The sequence below is a fragment of the Mesorhizobium sp. M0140 genome (assembly GCF_040322475.1).
Taxonomy (GTDB): Bacteria; Pseudomonadota; Alphaproteobacteria; order Rhizobiales; family Rhizobiaceae; genus Mesorhizobium.
On the sequence record NZ_JAMYTM010000001.1, the window covers coordinates 90,842 to 110,648 of the forward strand.

Below are 19,807 nucleotides of genomic sequence, written 5' to 3' on the forward strand. Positions count from 1 at the left end.
GCTATTTCTCCGTCTTGCCGACGAAGTCGGCCGGGTTGCGGTACTTCACCGTCTGCAGATGCTCGCAATAGAGAACGAGCTCGCCTTCGCCCTTGAAAACCTCATAGCTGGCGCGGATCAGCCCCATCTCCTTGTAGCGGGGCTTCTTGTCGAGGTTGGAGCGGATCGAATAGATCGTGTCGCCAATGAAGACAGGCTTTATGAAACGGAGCTTGTCGTAGCCATAGGAAAAGGCGTTGACGCAATTGGTGGCGACCAGGCCGAGGCCAGCCGAGAAGACAAAGGCGCCGGCGATCAGCCGCTTGCCGAAAACGCCTTCGCTCTCGGCAAATATCTGGTCCTGCACATAGGGGTGGATGTCGAGCACCAGCGTGTTGAACAAATGGCTATCGCCTTCGGCCATGGTCCGTCGCAACGAGCGGATCTTCTGCCCGACCGGCCAATCCTCATAGAACCAGTTTTCGGCGTTCCACACCGGCAGCGCGGCGTGATCCCCAGGCATGTTCTTGGGATGCGTCGAGGCGACACCGACGGTGGGCGCGAAATCGTTCATGGCCGGCACCGCCAGCCTTGTATGGGGCACGTCACAGCTGCCGGAAAACGCATCAAGGCGTCGAAATGCAAGACGTCTCCTCCCGTCAATCTTCTTTTGTAAATAGTATTTTCACATATGGGGTTGCGTTGCAAGCGTGAACAGGCGAAATTTTGGCTGCTCCCGCGCGCCGAAGCGCAGGCGGGCAGGGGAGGAAATCATGCGCAAGGATTGTCTGGTCTTTGTCGGCAGCCTGAACCGCGAGGCGCCGTATTTTCAGGGCGCTCGGGGCGTCGGTCTCGGCGTCTACAGCTTTGACGAGACGACGCTGGAAACACGAAAACTGGCCGAGACCAACGATGTCGACAATCCGACATTCCTGTCGGTGACGCCAGACGGCTCGCACATCTATGCCAATTCGGAAGTCTTCACCTGGCGCGAGGGCACCGTCTCCGCCTACAGCTTCGATCGAGCTTCTGGTACGCTCATTTATCTGAACAAGCAGCCGTCGCTCGGCAGCATCACCGCCCACAACACCATCACCCGCGACGGGACGAGGCTGCTGGTCGCCAACTATGGCATGGGCGAGGGCGGTCCGGATTGTGCCGTGGCGGTTTATGGTTTCGAAAAGGACGGCGCGCTGTCGGCGCCGCTGGCCAGCGTATCGCATTCCGGCACCGGCCCGAATGCGGCGCGGCAGGAACGCTCGCATGCCCACAGCGTCACCGAAACCATTGCCGGTGGTGGCATGGCTATCGTCGCCGACCTCGGCATCGACCGGCTGGTGTCCTACCGCATCGGGCGAGATGGCGAGCTCAGCAAGCTCGCTGAATCCGCTCTGCCGCCGGGCGCCGGTCCGCGCCATCTTGCGTTGCATCCGAACGGACGCTTCGTCTTTGTCATGAACGAGCTGGATTCGACAATTGTCTCGATGGCGCTGGACGAGGCATCAGGCAAGCTGTCCATCATCGACGCAAAGCCGGCGGTGCCGGCCGAGGCGCGCGACAGCAACCATTGCGCCGATATCCAGATTTCGCCGGATGGCCGTTTTGTCTACGGCTCCAACCGTGGCCACGACAGCGTCGTCATCATGGCGGTCGATCAGCAGACAGGTTCGCTGGCCCTCGTCGGCTATGTCCCTTGCGGCGGTGCGACGCCGCGCAACCTGGCGCTGACGCCTTCAGGCGGCCATCTGTTCTCGGCTAACCAGAATGCCGACCGCATCTCGATTTTCGCTCGCGACGCCGAGACCGGCATGCTCAGCGACACCGGGCGCGCCATCGAGATCGGCACGCCGATGTGCATCAAGATCGTGCGCTGAACGCCCACAACTGTGAAGCCCTGGACAAAATCGCCCTGGGCTCAAGCCTGTTGTATTGCCGAGAGCTTCCAGTTCGAGCCATTCTCACGCACGAATGTCCACAGCTCGGTCGTCTCTGTCGGATGATCATCGTCGCCCGCGACGACCTTGCCGCTGGCCCGTTCGCGCGTCACGTCACGAGACTCGTAGCGCAATGCGGCCGTGGCGTAGTCGCGGTCATCCTCACGCCAGCTTTCAGCGACGTCGGCCTGCAGCAACGTGACGTCCGTTACCTCGTTCCTGAGACCTTTCTGGGCATTGTCGGCCAGCTCTTCCGACAGATAGGACACCATTTCGGGGGTAACAGCCCGGCGCAGAGCGGCATGGTCTTCGCGCCCGAATGCTTCCTGGACATCGGTCAACAGCTGCTGGAATGCGTCGAGGTCGGTCTGAGCCAGCGTGATCTCATCAGAACCGATGGCCGGAGAGCTTCCGCCCGAAACACCGCCAAAGCCAGGAATTGTGAAGGAGCCTGCAGTCTGCTGCCCTGCCGTTGCGCGGTTCTCAAATCTCGAAGCCTGGGCATTGCCGACACCGGCGAGCGCTGGCGCAGGACCACGCGCCGATTGCGAGCGGAAGAAGCGGATAGCCAGCATGATCGTGCCACCGATGAGCAGGGCCTGAAGCAGGAAACCGAACATGCCGGCCAGGCCGCCGAAGCCTTGGCCGACGAGCAGGCCGATCAGGCCGCCGAGCAGCAGGCCGCGCATCATCGTTCCACCGAAACCGCTCATGAAGCCGGGCCTCTGCGGGCCGGCCTGCGGCTGCTGGGCCGCGTTGTTCGCACCGGTGTTGGGCGTCATCGAACGCTCGACTGGAGCGGTCGGGGCCGGTGCGGTCCTGGTCGGCGGTGCCGATTGGAACGTGCGCATGCCACGACTGCCGAAACTGCCGCCGCGGCGCGCCTCGGCATGGTCTATCGCAACCATCGAAAACGCCAGGAACAGTCCTGCAAAGAGGGCTGCAAATCGGCTTGTACGGGAAGTCATCGGAGATGAACCTTTGTCTCTGCGGTTTCGGAAGTTTTCAGCCGCCGCCGGGTGCCGGCGTCATGCGGTCAATCGAACAACTCTTCGAAAAATGATTTCTTCCGCTTCGGATAGCGGTGGCCGTGGGAGCGGGAATAATCGTCGTCGCGGCCCTGGCCGTGTTGCGGCTGGGAGAATGCTGCCGGCTGTGGCTGCGGCGCGGGCGCCGCTTCCCTGCCGGAACGCTCGATGATTTTGTCGAGTTCTCCCCGATCAAGCCAGACGCCGCGGCACTGCGGACAGTAGTCGATTTCGATACCCTGGCGTTCGCTCATCACGAGCGCAACGCGGCAGGAGGGGCAAGTCATGCCAAGAAGAGAAGATGTCATACGGGGCTCCAAACCGAAAAAGATTGAGCCCGCTTGACCGAAAACATGGAAAGGGGCCCGTTAAAGCGGTCCGACATCACGATCGCCAAAAGCGATAGTCAGAGGGGCCCGGCCCGCGTGAGACAGTTAGGAATGCAACTCGGCGCCTTCAAGAGCGATATCGCCCCCAGGAACGATTTGTTTGTCAACTCCGCTCAAATCATCACCACGATTTTGCCGAACTGCTCGTTTGATTCCAGATGCCGATGCGCTTCGACGATCTGGTCGAACGCAAAGGTCCGGTCGATGATCGGTCTTAGTGCCCCACTCTGCAGGCCTTCGACGATGAACGCCTTGGCGGCCTCCAGCTTTACCGGGTTACCGGTGATCTGGTGCACGAGGTAGCCGCGCAGTGTCAGCGTCTTGCTCAGCACCGCTGGCAGCGGGAATGGCGTCGGCGCGTGGCTCAGTCCGCCATATTCGATGAGGATGCCGCTATGCGACATGGCCGCCGTCAGCGGCTCGAAGATCGGGCCGCCGACCGCATCAAACACGACGCGCACGCCTCGCGGCCCGGCGATCTGGTTCAATCGCGCCGCCAGATCCTCCTCCGTCGAGGCCACGACGTCGGCCGCGCCGGCCTCGAGCAGCGCCCGCATCTTCGCCGATGTCCGCGTCACCGCGATCGCGGTCGCGCCGACCTTGTTGGCGATCTGGATCGCCGCAAGCCCGACACTGCTCGATGCTGCTGTGATGACGACGGCGTCTCCGCTGTGCAGCCCGGCGATGTCGATCAGCGCGCCATAAGCGGTGAGATATTGCATCCAGACCGCCGCTGCCGTTTGCCAGTCAAGCGACTGCGGATGCTTGACGATAAGTCGGGCGGGGTAGGTGGCAAGATCGCCATAGGCCGGCCAGCGGATCATCGATTGCGGCGGGATGACACTGACGCTGTCACCTGGCGCGAAATCCTTCACGCCGTCGCCAATAGTCTCGACGACACCCGCCGCTTCAAGACCAAGCCCCGCCGGGAGCGTCGGCGTCTCGATATAGGCGCCCGCGCGCAGCAGCGCTTCGGCGCGATTGAGGCCGAGTGCCTTGACCCGGATTTGAACTTCGCCCGGCCCCGGTGGGGAAAGCGCGACATCCTCGATGCGCAGAACCTCCGGGCCACCATGCTGGTGAAAGCGAACTACGCGTGTCATTCGGGATACTCCAAATCATCTGAACCGAATGAGCTATGCAGCTAGGCTTGCCGGGGATAAATGGCTGTAAGGGAAGAACAGTAGAAACCAGGAGTTTTGAATATGGATCGGCTTGAGAGCATGTCCGTGTTCGTCAGGGCCGTCGACCTCGGCTCGTTCGCAGCCGCCGCAGTCGCACTCGATCTGTCCGGACCAATGGTTGGCAAGCATGTGCGGTTCCTCGAGGAGCGGCTGGGCGTGCGGCTGCTCAACCGGACCACGCGGCGGCAGAGCCTGACCGACTTCGGGCGCGCCTACTATGAACGCTGCCGGGTGGTGCTGGCCGAGGCCGAAGCCGCCGATGCGCTCGCCGCCGACCAGTTCTCCGAACCACGTGGAAAACTGCGGGTCACCATGCCGGCGCATTTCGGCCGCCATTGCGTTGCACCCGTGCTGCTGCGGCTGGCGCGGCAATATCCGATGCTGGAGCTCGACCTGTCGCTCACCGACCGCTTCGCCGATCTTGCCGAAGACGGATACGATCTCGCCATTCGGACCGGTGCTCTGGGCGACAAGGCGGGGTTGATCGCACGCCGCGTCGCGCGCCAGGACATGGTCGTCTGCGCCGCACCCTCCTATCTCAGAATTCATGACGAGCCGCAGCGTATCGAAGACTTCGCTGATCATCAGGCGATTGTCTACCGCCGGCTCGGCCAAGTCGTTCAGCCGTGGCTGTTTGCGCGCGAGGGGCAATCCGTACAGGAGATTACGCCAACCGGGCGGCTGCGGCTCGACGATCTCGATGCCATCGCCGATGCGGCTGTTGAGAGCATGGGGCTTGCCTGGCTGCCCTGGTGGCTGGTGCGCGAGCGCATTGAAGCCGGCGCGCTGGTCGCACTGTTGCCGGACCAGCCGCGATATCTCTACGACTGCCATGCCCTTTGGCTGCAGACGCCGCATCTGCCGCTGAAGGTGCGGCTGGCCGTCGATGCGCTGGCTGCCGCCTTGCCGAGATCGATGGCCTGATTGCCAATCGCAGCCGCTTTCAGTTGAGGTCGCGCGGATACTCCTTGACCTCACTGCGATCGACGACCACTTCATCTCCCTCATGGGCAGTGATGTGGGTCTCGATCCGCCAGACATCGCGCAGCGCGCGCACGGTCGCTTTCACCGAAAGGCGCGCCTGCCAGTCGCCGCGGCCATAGGACTTTTCCCAGGTGCAGGTGCCGACCGCCGAGTTCGGATCGTCGGGGTGGATGGTGAACCGGTCGACATGCCTCGCCGCAACGGTCATCTGCGTATGTGGATGCCGCACCGTGCCGCCATCATTGACGACCTGATAAACGGTCTCGCCGGTGTCCTGGTCCGTCGAAACCGAGCGCCGGAAGCCGTCGCCCTTGGCCAGAACCTCCTGCTCCATCGGCACAGCGCTTTCCGGAGCCAGGAAAGCCCCCAGCGTGTCGTCCAGCTTCTGCGGTGGGCGCACCGGCAGGATCAGCCGGCTGTCGCCGCAATGGATCGACAGCGTCGCCTGCTCGGCGGTCGGGAAGACGATGGGCCAATGCGATGTCGCCAGTGCCAGCCGGATACGCTCGCCAACCTCGAAACGCTGCCCGCAGCAGCGCAGCTTGATGCGCACCGTTTCCGCCTGGCCCGGCACCATGGGTGCGATGTCCAGATCATCGTTGCGATGGCTCAGGTTGAGGATGCCATAGCTGATGCGCGAGGCAGCACCTTCAGGGAACACTTGCGACAGCGTGGCGGACAGAAGGGCGACGGGCTTGTCAGAGGAGAGCCTGACCTCGAATTCGGGGAAACCAAGGATCTCGATGGCTTCGGTCAACGGCGCGGTCTCGAAGATCAGGGCATTGCCTTCCTCCGTGCGCTGGTCGACCGGCAAAGTCGGCATGACGCCATAACCGCACCAGGCGCCGGACGACAGGCCGGCCGTCTGCGGCGACGAAATCTCCAGGATCGTATCTTCGCCCCTGGCCTCGCTCAGCACATGCGGCGCAAGGTTCAGCACCTTTTCGCCAACGCCTGGTCCCGGCCACGCCGGCTCCGCCACCCAGCGGCCGGGCCGCTCGTCATAGATCGCCGCCGGCCGTGCGGGGTCCTGAATCCAGGCGCGCAGCATCGGCTCGTCGGCAATGCCGGTGTCGATGCCCTTGAGATATTGATCCCACCAGCGCAGGCACTCCTGCAGGAAGCCGATACGCGGGCCGGGCATGGCGAAGTGCGGATATTTGTGGCCCCAGGGTCCGATCAGGCCCTTGCGAGGACCGCTCAGTTTTTCCAGCATCCGGAAGATCGGATTGGGATAGCCGTCGGCCCAGCCGCCGACGGCATAGACCGGGATTTCGACATCGGAATAGTCCTCGCAGATCGAGCCGTGCTTGTAGAAATCGTCGCGGCGCTGGTGTTCGAACCAGTCCTGCATCCAGATGCCGTTGCCGTTCAGCCGTTGCTCCCAAAGATCGCGCCAGCGATCGCCGACAATGAACGGGTCGGGCGGGGTCATGGCGATGGCCCAGGCGGTGGTTCCCCACATCAGATTGTCGCACATCATGGCGCCGCCGAGATAATGCACGTCATCATTGTAGCGATCATCCGTGGAGCACAGCGAGACAACCGCTTTCAATGCTGGCGGTCGCCGCGCGGCGACCTGAAGCCCGTTGAAGCCGCCCCAGCTGATGCCGATCATGCCGACACTACCCGAGCACCAGGATTGCCGGGCCAGCCATTCGATGACCGCCAGACAGTCATCCTGCTCCTGCTTCAGATACTCACCCTTGCACAATCCCTCGCTGTCGCCTGAGCCGCGCATGTCGACCCGCACGCCGGCATAGCCGTGACCGGCAAAATAGGGATGCGTCAGCGCATCGCGCTCCACCGTTCCGTCGCGCTTGCGGTAGGGCAAATATTCGAGGATCGCCGGCACCGGATCGGCCTCCGCGTCTTCCGGCAGCCAGACACGCGCCGCCAGCTTGACGCCGTCAGGCATCGGAATCCACAAATTCTCGATCTCGCGGATTTTGCGCGGGAAATCGGTGACGACGCGGATATCTTGCATGGCGGCTCCTCTCGACGCCCCGGCCGACAACTTGCGCCGGTGGCGATCCTTATGTGTTCAGCGGGAAATGGCAGGTCAGGCGGCCGTTTCCGACCGCGACCGGGATGGGGACATCCACCGCGCAGCAGCGCTGGGCCTGCGGACAGCGTGTGTGAAATTCGCAGCCTGAAGGGCGCGCCAGCAGGGAGGGAACGTCGGCCGGCAGCGTGATGCGCTGGTGCACCCGATCTGGGTCCGGCTCGGGATTGGCGGACAGAAGGGCCGCCGTATAGGGATGATGCGGCGCGCGGAAGATCGCTTCGGTTTCACCCTGCTCGACGAAGCGCCCGAGATACATCACCGCCATGCGGTCGGCGATCTGGCGCACGACATGCAGATTGTGGGTGATGATCAGCATCGACAGGCCCATTCGGTCGCGCAGGTCGTTGAGCAGGTTCAGCACCTCTCCCTGCACGGAGACGTCGAGGCCGGCGGTCGGCTCGTCGGCGACGACCAGCACCGGGTCCAGAGCGATCGCCCGCGCCACACCGACGCGGCGCGCTTGGCCGCCGGAAAGCTGGTGCGGGTAGCGGTCGGCGAAATCGCGCGGCAGCCCGACCAGCGCAAGAAGCCGTGTGACTTCGGCGTTGAGATCGCGATCGGACAAGCCGTGAATGACGAAAGGCTCAGACAGCAGCGAGCGCACGCTGAGCCGTGGTGACAGCGATCCCACAGGATCCTGGAACATCATCGGCATGCGCCGCCGCACCGGTTTCATGGCGGTGTTAGACAGGCCTTGCAGTTCCTGCCCTTCAAACAGGATCGTGCCCGCCTTCACCGGCTGAAGACCGTTGAGCGTGCGCGCCAGCGTCGTCTTGCCCGAGCCGGATTCGCCGACCAGCGCGAAGGTGCTGCCTCGTTGAAGCGTGAAGCTGACGCCGGAGACCGCTTCGATCTCGGTGGCCCGCCCCGCGAGCCTGGCGGACAGGCCGCCAGCGCGGAACGCGACGCGCAAATCATTGACGCTGAGCAGGTCTTCGGAGCTCATGCGTTCATCGCTCCCAAGGGAATGTCCGCATGCCAGCAGTGGGCGATGTGAGACCCACCGAGGACTGCGCTGGGAGGCGTCGTCAGGCATTGGGCGTCGGCGCGATCGCAGCGCGGCTGGAAGACGCAGCCGCTCGGCCGGCGGCGCAAATCCGGCAAGGTCCCGGCAATGGTCGGCAGGCGAGCAACCCGCTGCGACAGCCGGGCGGGATCGCAAGCCAAAAGCTTCTGCGTGTAGGGATGACGCGCATCGTGGAATATCTCGCGGGTCGTGCCGCTCTCCACTACTTCGCCGGCATACATCACGATCATCTCGTCGCAGAGTTCGGCAATCACGCCCAGATGATGCGAGATGAACAGCACCGAGCAGCCGATGTCGCGCTGCAGATCCTTGAGCAGTTCGATGGTGGCCACCTCCAGCGTCGCATCGAGTGCCGTCGTCGGCTCGTCGGCGATCAGCAGCGCCGGCTCCATCATCAGCGCCATCGCAATGGCGATGCGCTGCTTCATGCCGCCGGAGAACTCGTGTGGAAACTGCGTCAGCCGGCTTCCCGGATCGGGAATGCGAACCTTGCGCAGCATGGCGACGGAGCGTGCATCCTTGTCCCGCTTCGACAGACCCGAGCGATACTGAATGTCGCGCATCTGCCGCCCCACCGACAGCACCGGGTTGAGCGCGCCCATCGGATCCTGGAACACAGTGGCGATCCTGAGGCCACGCAGGCCGCGCATCGCGGTCGGGTCGAGCCGGGCAAGGTCCTTGTCGCCCTCGAAGATGATCTCGCCCGATGTGATTTCACCATTGTCGGCGAGCAGGCCGAGAATGGCGTTGATGAGCGTCGATTTCCCGCAGCCGGATTCGCCGACCACGCCGACGCTGCGGTTGGCCGGCACGCAAAAACTCACCTGCTTCAGCGCCTCCAGTCGCCCGGCCTCGGTGTGGAAGGCGACGCTCAGATCCTTGACCTCGAGAACCGTCATGAGCGTCCCTTCAGCCTGGGATCGAAGAGGTCGCGTAGCGTCTCGCCGAAGAAGGTGAAGCCGAGCGTGGTCAGCACGATCGGCAGGCCGCCGGCAATCACGATCCAGTAGGAATCGCGGATGTTGGCGAAGCCGTCATTGAGGATCGCACCCCAGCTCGGCGTCGGCGGCCGCACGCCGAGCCCGAGGAAGCTCATGCCCGCCTCGATCGCCACCACCACGGGAATGTCCATCGAGATCAGGATCAGGATCGGGCCGATGATGTTGGGCAGGATATGGACACGCAGGATGCGGCCGGCGCTTGCCCCCATCGAGCGCGCCGCCATGACGTGTTCGGCCGATTTGAGCACCAGCGTCTGGGTTCGGATGATGCGCGCATAACCCGGCACATTGACCAGCATCACCACCAGCACCACCGCGTAGAGCGAGGGGCCGAACAGGGTGACCAGCGTCAGCGCCAGCATAACGGTGGGAAAGCTCTTCACGGCGTCGAAGATCAGCAGCAGCACATTGTCGAGCCAGCGCGGCCCATAGCCTGCGATCAGCCCTAGCACGACGCCGACAACCAGCGACACCGCTGTCGCGCCCAGCGCGATCAAAAGCGCGACGCGTCCGCCATAGAGCACCCGGGTGAGAAGATCGCGGCCGAGATGGTCGGTGCCGAGCAGATGCAGGAGGCTCGGCGAAGCGAAGCGTTCGGCCGGCGATATCTTGCTCGGCGCATAGCTGGTCAGGAGGCTGGCGAAGACCGCCGACAGCACCACGACCGTCACCAGCGTCAGGCCGATCGCGCCGAGCGGCTCGCGCATGATGCGGCGCAAGGTGCGCCATATCATGCCGAGACGGAAGCTGCGGGATGGCAGCTCAGTTGAAACTTGATCTGACACGGGGATCCAAGATACCGACGAGGATGTCGGCTGCTACGTTGACGAGAACGAAGAAGACCGTGGTGACCAGCACGGCTCCGGAGACGATGGGATAGTTGCGCACCGAGATCGCCTCATAGACCAGCTTGCCGATGCCGGGACGGGCAAAGACGATTTCGGCGAAGACGGAAGACGACAGCATGTGGCCGATGCCGACGCCGAGCAAGGTGATCGTCGGCAGCACGGCGATGCGGAGGGCGTAGGTGTAGACGATCCTGTGCTCGGTCAGGCCGAAGGCGCGCGCCGTGCGGATATGGCTGGCTTCCAGCGTCTCCAGCATCGAGGCGCGCACCATGCGCGAGATATAGCCGATCCAGCCAAGGCCAACCGCCAGCGACGGCAAGATGAGGTGCTGGAGCTGGCTGGCGAGGTCGCCCGGTTCGCCGGCGCCGATCGCCGGCAGCCATTGCAGGGCGACCGCAAACACCAGCAGCGAATAGATGGCGACGACGAAGGACGGCACGGCGATCATCGCCACCGACAGCACCCCGATCACCTGATCGACAAAGCCGCCGCGCCGCACCGCCGCGATGCAGCCAAGCGGAATGCCGAGCGCCACCGACCACGTGATGCCGCCGACCACCAGCGCCAGCGTGAACGGAAGCTGTTCCATCACCACGTCCAGAACTGGCCGATCTGACAGCACCTCTGTGCCGAGATCGCCGCGCAGGACCGATCCGTAGAAATGTAGGAACTGCCGCCACACCGGCTGATCGAGGCCCATGCGTACGCGCAGCGCCTCCATCATCTCCGGCGTCGCGCGCGGCCCCAGCGCAACGGAGGCCGGGTCGCCGGGAATGAGGTAAACCATGGCGAACATCATCATCATGGCCACGCTGATGATGATGGCGCCAAGCCACAGACGCTTGAGGGCGTAGCGGATCATTTCCAGTACCTGTCGGACGGTCTTTGGCGGGGACGAGCCCCGCCCGCCGATATCATGCGGGTTTGAAGTCGGTGAACACGGGTTCGCCGTTCGGCTTCAGGCCGGCCACAAGCGTATATCGATTCATGATGCCGGTGACCTCATGCGTCAGGAAAACGTAGTTGCCGTTCTCCTCCATCAGGTCCTGCAGCTTCTTGTAGATGACATCGCGTTTTGCCGGGTCGAGCTCGACCATGCCTTCGGCATTGAGCTTGTCGAATTCCTCGCTGGAAAACCGCTCCCAGTTCCAGACACCGATCTGGTCGCGGGTAAACCAGGCAGTGGCCCAGCTCGGATCCGGCTGCATGGAGAAGCGGCTGATGATCATCTGCAGCTTTTTGTAGTAGTCGCCTTCCTTGGCGCCCAGCGTCCAGAAGGTGCCGCTGTCGTTCTGCTTGATCTCCACAGTGAGGCCGACATCCTGCAGGTTCGACTGCACGACCTGCGCCGCGGTCAGGCGCTCGGTCTTGTTGAGGATGTCGAGCGTGATCGTCGCGCCGGCCAGTCCTTCCTTGGCGATCATGTCGCGGGCGCGGTCCGGATCGAAATCGAACAGGTTCTTCTCGCGATGGCCGGGCAGGCCGGGCGCGATGATGCCGGTGGCGGTGGCGGCGGCGCCGAAATAGGCGGCATCGACCACCGCCTTGCGGTCCACGGCGTACTGAACCGCGCGGCGCATGTTCGGATTGTTGAAAGGCGCGACATCCTGGTTCATGCCAAGCCAGACAAAGGCCAGCGACGGCTTCTCGACCACGGTCGTCTTTGGCGGCGGTGTCTGCTTCAGGCGCGAGATCGAGGAGACCGCGGTCCAGGTGTAATCCAGGTCGCCGGCCTCATAGCCGAGTTCGGCGGTCTTCTCATCCTCGATCGGATGGATGTGGATCTCCGCGAAGGCACCTTGCTCGTACTTCCAGTCGGGATTGCGCACCAGCACCGTGCGCTGCTTGGGCAGCCATTCCTTCAGGATGTAGGGCCCCGACTGGGCCACCGGCTTGACACCCATCTTGCCACCGAGCTCGGTGATGGCGCGCTTCGACAGGATGGTGCCGGAAGGCGTCGGCAAGGTCGACGTCCACAGCGGCGCGAAGGCCTGCTTCAGGTGGATCAGCCCCGACAGCTTGTCCTTGACTTCGACCTCTTTGAGCGTCGCCCAGTCGCCGGAGTAGGGGCTCTTGTTGGCGGGATCGGCGATGCGTTCGATCGAAAACTTGACGTCTTCGGCCGTCATCTGGCCGTAGCCATCGGTGAAGCCGATATTGTCGCGCAGCTGGAAGGCGACGGTCAGCGGATCGAGCTGCTTGATCGTCTCCGCCGCCATCGGCCGCCAGCCCCAGCTGTCGCCCGGCGTGGTGACGACGAGGCCGGCGAAGATGACGCTGGTGATGTCGCCTTCGGGTGCCGCCAGCCGGAAGCAAGGGTCGAGCGTCTGGATGTCGGCGTAGGAGCGCACCTTGAGGATCGGCCCGTCGCTCGACCAGGAAACTTTTGGATTGACCATTGAGGCGAGGCCGAAAGCGCCGGCTCCGGCGAGCAGGCTGCGGCGCGAAACCCTGGTGTCGGCTAGAATGGACATGCTCTACCCCTCTGCTGTTTTCGTTGTCTTGTTTCCGGCCGTTGGCCATTCTCCAAGCCGGGCCGAATGTGTCTGTCAGCTAAAACTGCTAATAATAGACATGTATGTCTAGCGAAAATTTTGCCGGCATGTCCGAATCTTGAATACGGACGATCTTGCGGAAATATCGACATCTGTTCCGACCGCGCCAGCGCGTCGGCTTGGGCCCTACGCGGGCTAAATGTGATCGCCCACACGGCGCGGCTTGGCCCGCCATTCGGTGGGGCCTGGATCAAGAGCTGTAGCGGACATGCGCCTCTCCGCGGCCGATCACTTCCAGATTTCGGCCGCCAGGCGCACGAAATTGCCGCCCAGGACGTTGCGCACGGTCTGCTCGGACTGGCCGCGGCGCAGAAGCACATCGGTCAGTTCGCTCATCTGGCCGGGAGCCGCGTAGGTCGTCGCCCCTTCCGGATACTCGCTCCTGGGCCAGAATTGCGGGTTGTCGGAAATGATACGGTCGATGCCTTTGATGTCGACGGGGAAGGCGTAGTCCAGCCCGATGCCGACATGATCTGGGCCAGCCAGATCGACAAGATATTCGATGTGGTCGGCCAACCTGTCCGAGTCCGTGCGTCCCTCTCCCAGGAAACGATTGAGCCCGACGATCGCGACGATGCCGCCGGTGCGCGCGCAGGCCTTTATCTGCTCGTCGGTGATGTTGCGGCCATGGCCGCACAAGGCCTTGGCGTTGGAGTGCGAGAAGATCACCGGCCGGTTGGAATATTCCATCACCTCCATCGAGGTGCGATAGCCGGTGTGGGTGACGTCGACGAACATGCCGAGACGGTTCATCTCGTCGATGACCTGGCGGCCGAACGCCGTCAGGCTGGTCTCGACATCGTGGCAACCGCCGCCGGCGAGGTTGTTCCTGTTGTAGGCAAACAAGATCTGGCGCACACCCAGATGGTGATAGAACTCCACCATTTCGATGCGGCCGTCGAGCGCGTTCATGCCCTCGACGTCGAAGGTGATTGCCAGTTTGCCCTCAAGCTTTGCCTTGCGGATTTCCTCTACCGAGGAGACCAGCGTGTAGTGCTCGGGATTGGCAAGGATCCAGTGGCGGAAATTTGCGAGCGTCCGCACTGTCTGCTCCCAGGGCAACAGGTCGAAGCCGACATCAATCGACAGATAGTCGATGCCGGCGTCGCGCCAGATCTGCAGATTGTTCAGGTCCGCAGCCGGGTCCGGCATGAAGCCGGAATGCGCGTCCCATATGATTTCACTGTCGAAAATGGCCTTGGCGGCAGTCGAAACGCTCACTTTTTTCTCACTCTCTTGGCAACGCCAACACGACGGAAGGCCGGATCAAGCGGCGTTCCGGACGTGTGATCCAGATGCAGTACGCATCAAGTATCAGGCCACAGACACATGTGTCTATACAGCTCCGAACGGGCCTGTATGGTCGCCGTCGCTGCATGTCGCTCCGATCGGACCATCGGCAAAAGGGAGAACAAAGATGAGTTCAAACGGAAGCCATGGCGGGAGCGATAGCAGGCACATCGCGGTAATCGGCGGCGGCATCATCGGCTGCAGCGCGGCTTTCCATCTGCTGCGGTCCGGCGTGCGCCGGGTGACGGTCATCGATGCGGGTCAGCCGGGTGCCGCGACCACCAGCGCCGGCGCGGGATTTGTCTCGCATTGGTCCGCCGGCATGATTCCGCTTGGCGAAGAGGGTCTTCAGCTGCAGCAATATGGCCTCATTTCTATCGCCGGCTGCACGAGGTCGGCGTCGAGATCGGCTATCGGCCGAACGGCACCTTGATCATGGCGCTGACCGAGGACGGGCGCGAGCGTTTTGTCCGCCCGGTGCTGGACTCTTCCTATGCCCCGACGGAAATGCAGGATCTGAACGCCGCGCAGATCGGCCAGAAGATGCAAGGTCTCATCGATCCGGCGCGGGTCCATTCGGCGGCCTACAATCCGCATGGCATCCAGCTCGACACCAAGCTGGCAATGGGTGTGCTGACCGGCCAGATCAGCGAGCTGGGCGGCGTATTCCGCAGCAACACACGCGTGACGGCCGTCCATGATGCCGACGACCGGGTGGCGATCGAGACCGATCAGGGCAGCCTTGAGGCTGACGGCGTGATCGTTGCCGCTGGCGCATGGGACAACCAGATCATATCGGGCCTCGGCTGGAAGTTGCCGCTGCTGCGGGTCGTCGCGACACGCATCGTCACCGATGATCGCGGGCTGCCGTCGACCATCCCCACCGTCCAGTGCCGCGAATTGCGGCTGTGGCTGCGCGAGACATTCGGGGCCGTCATGTGGGGAACCGGCCGGCACTACAAACCCCTGTACAAAACAAATGACAGCGAAATCGAACCCGGCCAACCGCACAATCTCGAACTGATGCAGGAGACATTCGAGCAGGAGCTTGCCGAGCTGCAGACGGTGTTCCCGCCGCTGCGCGGTTCGACGATCGCGAGTTGGGCGCAAGGTGTGCCGTGCTACACGCCCGACAACGGTCTTATCGTCGGCAAGGTCCCCGGCAGCGACAATATCGTGGTCGTCGGCGGCGATAATGAGAGCGGCGTCACCCATGGGCCGGGTCTTGGCCGGCTCTCCTGCGAACTGGTCCTCGGGCAGACCCCATTCGTTTCCGCGGAGCGGTTCCGTGTCGATCGCTACGCCTCCGATGCCTTCAAGTCGGAAGCAGAGATCGAGGCCGCCATGCCGGCCTGGGGCGCGCGTCATGAGGCGTCGCGATTTGGCCGCGAGGCTTGATGTCAGCAGTCGTCGACGCTGCCGAGCAGCGCCTGCGCCACCGCCCTGACCACCGGGCCGGCATTCTTCCTCGTGACGATGTGGAAGGAGCCGGCGTGACGACGCGAGGTCTTCGTCAGCCGGACGAGCTGGCCGCGGCGCAGATGCTCGTCGGCAAACCCGGCCCAGGCGAGCGCGGCGCCGCGCCCGGCGATGGTTTCGTGGATCATCGACATGTAGCCCGTGAACCGAGGTCCATCGAGTTTCCGGTCGGTTCCGATCCACGATTGCCAGCTGTCGATCGCGCCCGGCGGCGTCACCTGATGCAGCAGCGGCACTGCTATGAAAGCCTCTGGGTCTTCCGAGGCGAGCGCCGGATAACGCGCCAGGAACGCCGGTGCGCAGACCGGGAACCATTCACCGTCGAGCAGTTTTTCGGTCACGAATTCGGACCATTGCCCGGCTTCGCCGAAGCGGATCGACAGCGCCACTTCAGGCTGGTCGAAATCCCTGTAGTCGGTGGATGTCTGCAGCAGCACCCGGCCATCGGCAACCTGCGATGTGATGAGGCCGAAGCGCGGCATCAGCCATGCCTGCGCGAAGTCGTGGCTGCAGCCGACCACGAATGTATCGCTGTCGTGCGCGGTCAAATCCTCGACCGCTTGCCTGATGGTGCCGAGACCCTCGCGGATCGCTTCGGCTAGCGTGTTGCCGGCCCCGGTGACGGCGACGCGGTTGCCTTTGCGCGCGAACAGCTCGACCGACAGCTGGCGCTCGAGATTGGCGACGTGCCTGCTGACCGCCGATTGGGCGATGTTCAGCTCCTGAGCGGCCAACGTCAGCCCGCCATGCCTGGCGGCAGCCTCGAAGACGACCATGGCGTTCAGCAGGGGAAGCGATGTCTTGAGGGTTTTCACAATCCAAACCTGCCTTCATGCCTTTTCGATATGAAGGTCTATCATTTCTGTGTTTGCCGCAAGCCTTTCCGCATCGCACATTCCTATCGAAACGTCATCCTAACGCCAGCGAGCAGAAAGGTGTTGCAGTGCAGGCCTATACACCGAACAGCCAGCCTATCGACAGAAGCGAGACCGTCAGGCTGATCGACCGGCAACGTCCGGACTGGTCGCTGGAACAGGCCTTTTATGCCGACCCTACGATCTTCGCGCTGGAACGTGACTTGTGGTTTCCGCGCCAATGGATGCTTGTCGCCCATGCCAGCGAGGTCCCTGAAAAGGGCCGCTACATCGTGCGCCAGCTGTTCGACGAAGAGATCATCGTCGTGCGCTTCGGCGATGGCGAGGAGGACATCGCGGCCTACTACAATGTCTGCACCCATCGCGGCTCGCGGCTCTGCGCCAAGGATGGTCGCGGCAAGCTTCTGGTCTGCCCATATCATGCCTGGTCGTTCAGGCTGACCGGCAAATTGCAGTCGCGGCAGGACCTTCCTACAAGCGCCGATCCGGAAACGCTCGGCCTGCACCGGGTGCCCTGCAAGAGTTTCGGCGGCCTGGTATTCTGCGGCCTCGATGCCAAGTCGTTGCCCGACATCCAGCCTGTCGCGGACGGGCTGACCGGTGGCTTGCGCGAGAACGGCCTCGACCGCGCACGCATCGTTGCGCGCAGGAATTACCTGACCAAGGCGAACTGGAAGCTGGTGCTCGAGAACTTCCTTGAATGCTATCACTGCCGTCCGGCTCACCCCGAATATTACCGCGTCAACGGTCATGTCAAAGTGACCGCGACCCGCGATGCCGACAAGGCGGTCGAGTGGCAGAACGAAATCGAGGCCTGGCACAGCGTCATCGGCGATGCCGAGTTCCACAAGGGCGCGTGGCAGGCTGGCGACCTGGACACGATGCCGTTCGCCATGCACCGCAAGCCGATCGGCTCCGGCCGTAACACGCTGTCCAATACGGGCGAGGGGGTCTCGTGCCTGATGGGTGGTCGTCGTGCCTATGATGGCGGCGAAAGCGGCTTTCGCCTCGGACGCCTGTCGTTTGCAAGTGCTGCCAATGACTATGTCACGCTGTTCCAGATGATACCGCGCAACGCCATGGAAACAGACGTCATCCTGACTTGGCTCGTCGACAAGGATGCCGATAACGACGTCGACGCCGATGCGATCAGCTGGATGTGGGACATCACCACGGTGCAGGACAAGAAGATCACCGAAGACAATGCCGACGGCATCATGTCGCGCGCCTACCGGCCGGGGCCCTATACGCCGCTGGAAAGCCAGACCTCGTTCTTCGTGCAGACCTATCTGTCGGAACTGCGCTCGCTGATCACCGGCACGCGCGGCGCGACCGTCAGCCAATGGTCTGCGCCGAAGGAACTTTTCGCTTCGCCGAAAGCGGCGAGTTGCAACACGCGCCTCTGACCCGCGGCCGAAGATGCCTCTTTGAGGCGTCGCATTCCGATGCCATATGAAGGGGGGCCGACGGAATGTTGCGGGAGAGACAGTTTATGACCAAAGGTTCGGATCTGTTCGTCGCGGCCCTCGAGAACGAAGGGGTCGAACGGATTTTCGGCATTCCGGGCGAAGAAAATCTCGATATCGTCGAATCCATCCGCCGCTCCTCGATCCAGTTGATCCTGACCCGTCACGAGCAGGCAGCCGCTTTCATGGCCGCCACCTATGGCAGGCTTACCGGCAAGCCGGGTGTGTGTATCACCACGCTTGGCCCAGGCGCTCAACCTTTCGACCGGTTCGGCCTATGCGCTGCTCGGCGCGATGCCGATGATCATGATCACCGGCCAGAAGGGCATCCTGTCATCCCGGCAGGCGCGCTTTCAGATCGTCGACATCGTCGCGGCGATGAAGCCGCTGACCAAGCTGTCGCGCCAGATCGTCTCGCCGAAGATGATCCCCTCGCTGGTGCGCGAAGCTTTCCGTGTCGCCCAGGAAGAGCGTCCCGGTCCCGTACATCTGGAACTGCCGGAAGACATTGCGGCGGCCGAGTGCGAACCGATCGCGCTGGTGCCGACGCACCCGGTCGAACTGCCGCTGGCCAGTCCAGGCGCGCTTGATCGCGCCGCCCGTATGATCCTGGAAGCCAGGCGCCCGCTGCTGATGTTCGGCGCGGCGGCGTCGCGACCGCGCGTGACCCCCGACGTCGCGCAGTTCGTGCTGCGGACGCAAATTCCCTATTTCACCACGCAGATGGGCAAGGGCACCGTGCCCGGCGGCACGGAGCTCTATATGGGAACGGCAGCCCTTTCGGAGCGCGACTACGTGCACGAGGCCATCGAGCAGGCCGATCTGATCATCACCATCGGTCACGACACCGTGGAGAAGCCGCCCTTCATCATGGGGGCGAAGGGGCCGAAGGTCATTCATGTCGGCTACCAATCAGCCGATGTCGAGCAGGTCTATTTCCCGCAAGCCGAAATCGTCGGCGACCTCGGCCCTTCGCTGGCGCTGCTGGCCGACCGCATCGAGGGCAAGATCCCCAACGCGCAGGTCCTGCTGCCGCTGCGGGAAGGCATTCTGAGCCGGATCGCCGCGCGGGCCACCGAAGATCGCTTCACGCCGCAGCGCATCGTGCACGACGTGCGCGCCGTGATGCCGGCCGACGGGATCCTCGCCCTCGACAACGGCATGTACAAGATCTGGTTCGCGCGCAACTACCGGACGCGCATGGCAAACACGATCCTGCTCGACAATGCGCTGGCCACCATGGGCGCGGGCTTGCCGTCGGCGATGATGGCGGCACTGCTCTATCCGCAGCGCCGTGTCATGGCCATCTGCGGCGATGGCGGCTTCATGATGAACAGCCAGGAATTGGAGACCGCCGTCAGGCTCAAGCTCAACCTCGTCGTCCTGCTGCTCGAGGACCATGCCTATGGCATGATCCGCTGGAAGCAGGCGGTTGACGAATTTCCGGATTTCGGCATGACCTTCGGAAATCCCGATTTCGTCAAGTATGCCGAGGCTTATGGCGCCAAGGGAACCAGGGTTGCAGAGATCGCCGACTTGCGGCCGGCGCTGGAACAGGCCTTCACCGGCGGCGGCGTGCATCTCGTCGTTGTGCCTATCGACTATTCCGAAAACACCAGGGTGCTCGTCGACGAATTGCGCGAGCGTCTGCCTGCGCCGCAGACGCCCTGACGGCAGCGACAAAGCCGCCGTCAGGATTG

General features: G+C 63.3%; 17 protein-coding genes and 1 pseudogene. 6 read left to right on the forward strand and 12 right to left on the reverse strand.

All coding sequences use genetic code 11. The annotated features are described in order from the left end of the window. Nucleotide 1 precedes the first annotated feature (1 nt). The gene (locus NKJ37_RS00430; RefSeq protein ID WP_023808855.1) at nucleotides 2–553 is read right to left on the reverse strand and encodes a MaoC family dehydratase; all 552 of its coding nucleotides are present in this window, start codon (nucleotides 551–553) and stop codon (nucleotides 2–4) included. A gap of 199 nt (nucleotides 554–752) precedes the next feature. Here NKJ37_RS00430 and NKJ37_RS00435 point away from each other — a divergent pair, with 199 nt between their 5' ends. Then, nucleotides 753–1,853: a lactonase family protein gene (locus NKJ37_RS00435; RefSeq protein WP_352722187.1), complete on the forward strand. Its 1,101-nt coding sequence runs from the start codon at nucleotides 753–755 to the stop codon at nucleotides 1,851–1,853. 41 nt (nucleotides 1,854–1,894) lie between these two features. On the opposite strand, the gene NKJ37_RS00440 is transcribed toward NKJ37_RS00435, so the two are convergent. From NKJ37_RS00440 to NKJ37_RS00450, 3 genes are all read right to left on the reverse strand, one after another. After that, complete coding sequence (locus NKJ37_RS00440; RefSeq protein WP_023808854.1) at nucleotides 1,895–2,881, reverse strand: Tim44 domain-containing protein; 987 nt, start codon at nucleotides 2,879–2,881, stop codon at nucleotides 1,895–1,897. A gap of 68 nt (nucleotides 2,882–2,949) precedes the next feature. Further along, nucleotides 2,950–3,249: a TFIIB-type zinc ribbon-containing protein gene (locus tag NKJ37_RS00445; protein WP_023808853.1), complete on the reverse strand. Its 300-nt coding sequence runs from the start codon at nucleotides 3,247–3,249 to the stop codon at nucleotides 2,950–2,952. 194 nt (nucleotides 3,250–3,443) lie between these two features. Continuing rightward, complete coding sequence (locus NKJ37_RS00450) at nucleotides 3,444–4,433, reverse strand: zinc-dependent alcohol dehydrogenase family protein (RefSeq protein ID WP_352440079.1); 990 nt, start codon at nucleotides 4,431–4,433, stop codon at nucleotides 3,444–3,446. A gap of 102 nt (nucleotides 4,434–4,535) precedes the next feature. Between NKJ37_RS00450 and NKJ37_RS00455 the strand changes: the two genes are divergently transcribed. After that, nucleotides 4,536–5,438: a LysR family transcriptional regulator gene (locus tag NKJ37_RS00455; protein ID WP_352440078.1), complete on the forward strand. Its 903-nt coding sequence runs from the start codon at nucleotides 4,536–4,538 to the stop codon at nucleotides 5,436–5,438. 19 nt (nucleotides 5,439–5,457) lie between these two features. Here NKJ37_RS00455 and NKJ37_RS00460 read toward each other — a convergent pair whose 3' ends face one another. The 7 genes from NKJ37_RS00460 to NKJ37_RS00490 all read right to left on the reverse strand — a co-directional run bounded on the left by NKJ37_RS00460 (nucleotide 5,458) and on the right by NKJ37_RS00490 (nucleotide 14,218). After that, nucleotides 5,458–7,485 carry a CocE/NonD family hydrolase gene (locus tag NKJ37_RS00460; RefSeq protein WP_352440077.1) on the reverse strand — a complete coding sequence of 676 codons (2,028 nt, stop codon included), beginning with the start codon at nucleotides 7,483–7,485 and terminating at the stop codon, nucleotides 5,458–5,460. Nucleotides 7,486–7,534: 49 nt separating this feature from the next. Further along, on the reverse strand, nucleotides 7,535–8,512 hold the full coding sequence (locus NKJ37_RS00465) for an ABC transporter ATP-binding protein (RefSeq protein ID WP_023808849.1): 978 nt from the start codon (nucleotides 8,510–8,512) through the stop codon (nucleotides 7,535–7,537). Continuing rightward, entirely contained in the window at nucleotides 8,509–9,492 is a 984-nt protein-coding gene (locus NKJ37_RS00470; protein WP_023808848.1) for an ABC transporter ATP-binding protein, read from the reverse strand. Before NKJ37_RS00470 ends, NKJ37_RS00465 begins: the two co-directional genes overlap by 4 nt. Next, nucleotides 9,489–10,328: an ABC transporter permease gene (locus NKJ37_RS00475; protein WP_031212293.1), complete on the reverse strand. Its 840-nt coding sequence runs from the start codon at nucleotides 10,326–10,328 to the stop codon at nucleotides 9,489–9,491. The genes NKJ37_RS00470 and NKJ37_RS00475 overlap by 4 nt, the downstream gene beginning before the upstream one ends. Before the next feature lie 28 nt (nucleotides 10,329–10,356). After that, nucleotides 10,357–11,304, reverse strand: a complete 948-nt coding sequence (locus NKJ37_RS00480; RefSeq protein ID WP_352440076.1) for an ABC transporter permease — start codon at nucleotides 11,302–11,304, stop codon at nucleotides 10,357–10,359. 52 nt (nucleotides 11,305–11,356) lie between these two features. Next, nucleotides 11,357–12,916, reverse strand: a complete 1,560-nt coding sequence (locus NKJ37_RS00485; RefSeq protein ID WP_352440075.1) for an ABC transporter substrate-binding protein — start codon at nucleotides 12,914–12,916, stop codon at nucleotides 11,357–11,359. Between the two features lie 309 nt (nucleotides 12,917–13,225). Further along, complete coding sequence (locus tag NKJ37_RS00490) at nucleotides 13,226–14,218, reverse strand: dipeptidase (RefSeq protein WP_023808844.1); 993 nt, start codon at nucleotides 14,216–14,218, stop codon at nucleotides 13,226–13,228. Between the two features lie 196 nt (nucleotides 14,219–14,414). Here NKJ37_RS00490 and NKJ37_RS00495 point away from each other — a divergent pair, with 196 nt between their 5' ends. Further along, nucleotides 14,415–14,720 (forward strand): FAD-dependent oxidoreductase, encoded by a 306-nt coding sequence (locus NKJ37_RS00495; RefSeq protein WP_352772184.1) that lies wholly within the window; start codon nucleotides 14,415–14,417, stop codon nucleotides 14,718–14,720. After that, nucleotides 14,672–15,685: an NAD(P)/FAD-dependent oxidoreductase gene (locus tag NKJ37_RS00500; RefSeq protein ID WP_352772359.1), complete on the forward strand. Its 1,014-nt coding sequence runs from the start codon at nucleotides 14,672–14,674 to the stop codon at nucleotides 15,683–15,685. Before NKJ37_RS00495 ends, NKJ37_RS00500 begins: the two co-directional genes overlap by 49 nt. 2 nt (nucleotides 15,686–15,687) lie before the next feature. Here NKJ37_RS00500 and NKJ37_RS00505 read toward each other — a convergent pair whose 3' ends face one another. Next, entirely contained in the window at nucleotides 15,688–16,581 is an 894-nt protein-coding gene (locus tag NKJ37_RS00505) for a LysR family transcriptional regulator (RefSeq protein WP_352440074.1), read from the reverse strand. Nucleotides 16,582–16,709: 128 nt separating this feature from the next. Here NKJ37_RS00505 and NKJ37_RS00510 point away from each other — a divergent pair, with 128 nt between their 5' ends. Both NKJ37_RS00510 and NKJ37_RS00515 read left to right on the forward strand, forming a co-directional pair. Further along, nucleotides 16,710–18,047 (forward strand): aromatic ring-hydroxylating oxygenase subunit alpha, encoded by a 1,338-nt coding sequence (locus NKJ37_RS00510; protein WP_023808841.1) that lies wholly within the window; start codon nucleotides 16,710–16,712, stop codon nucleotides 18,045–18,047. Nucleotides 18,048–18,133: 86 nt separating this feature from the next. Continuing rightward, a pseudogene (locus tag NKJ37_RS00515) lies at nucleotides 18,134–19,778 on the forward strand (acetolactate synthase large subunit). Nucleotides 19,779–19,807: the final 29 nt, after the last annotated feature.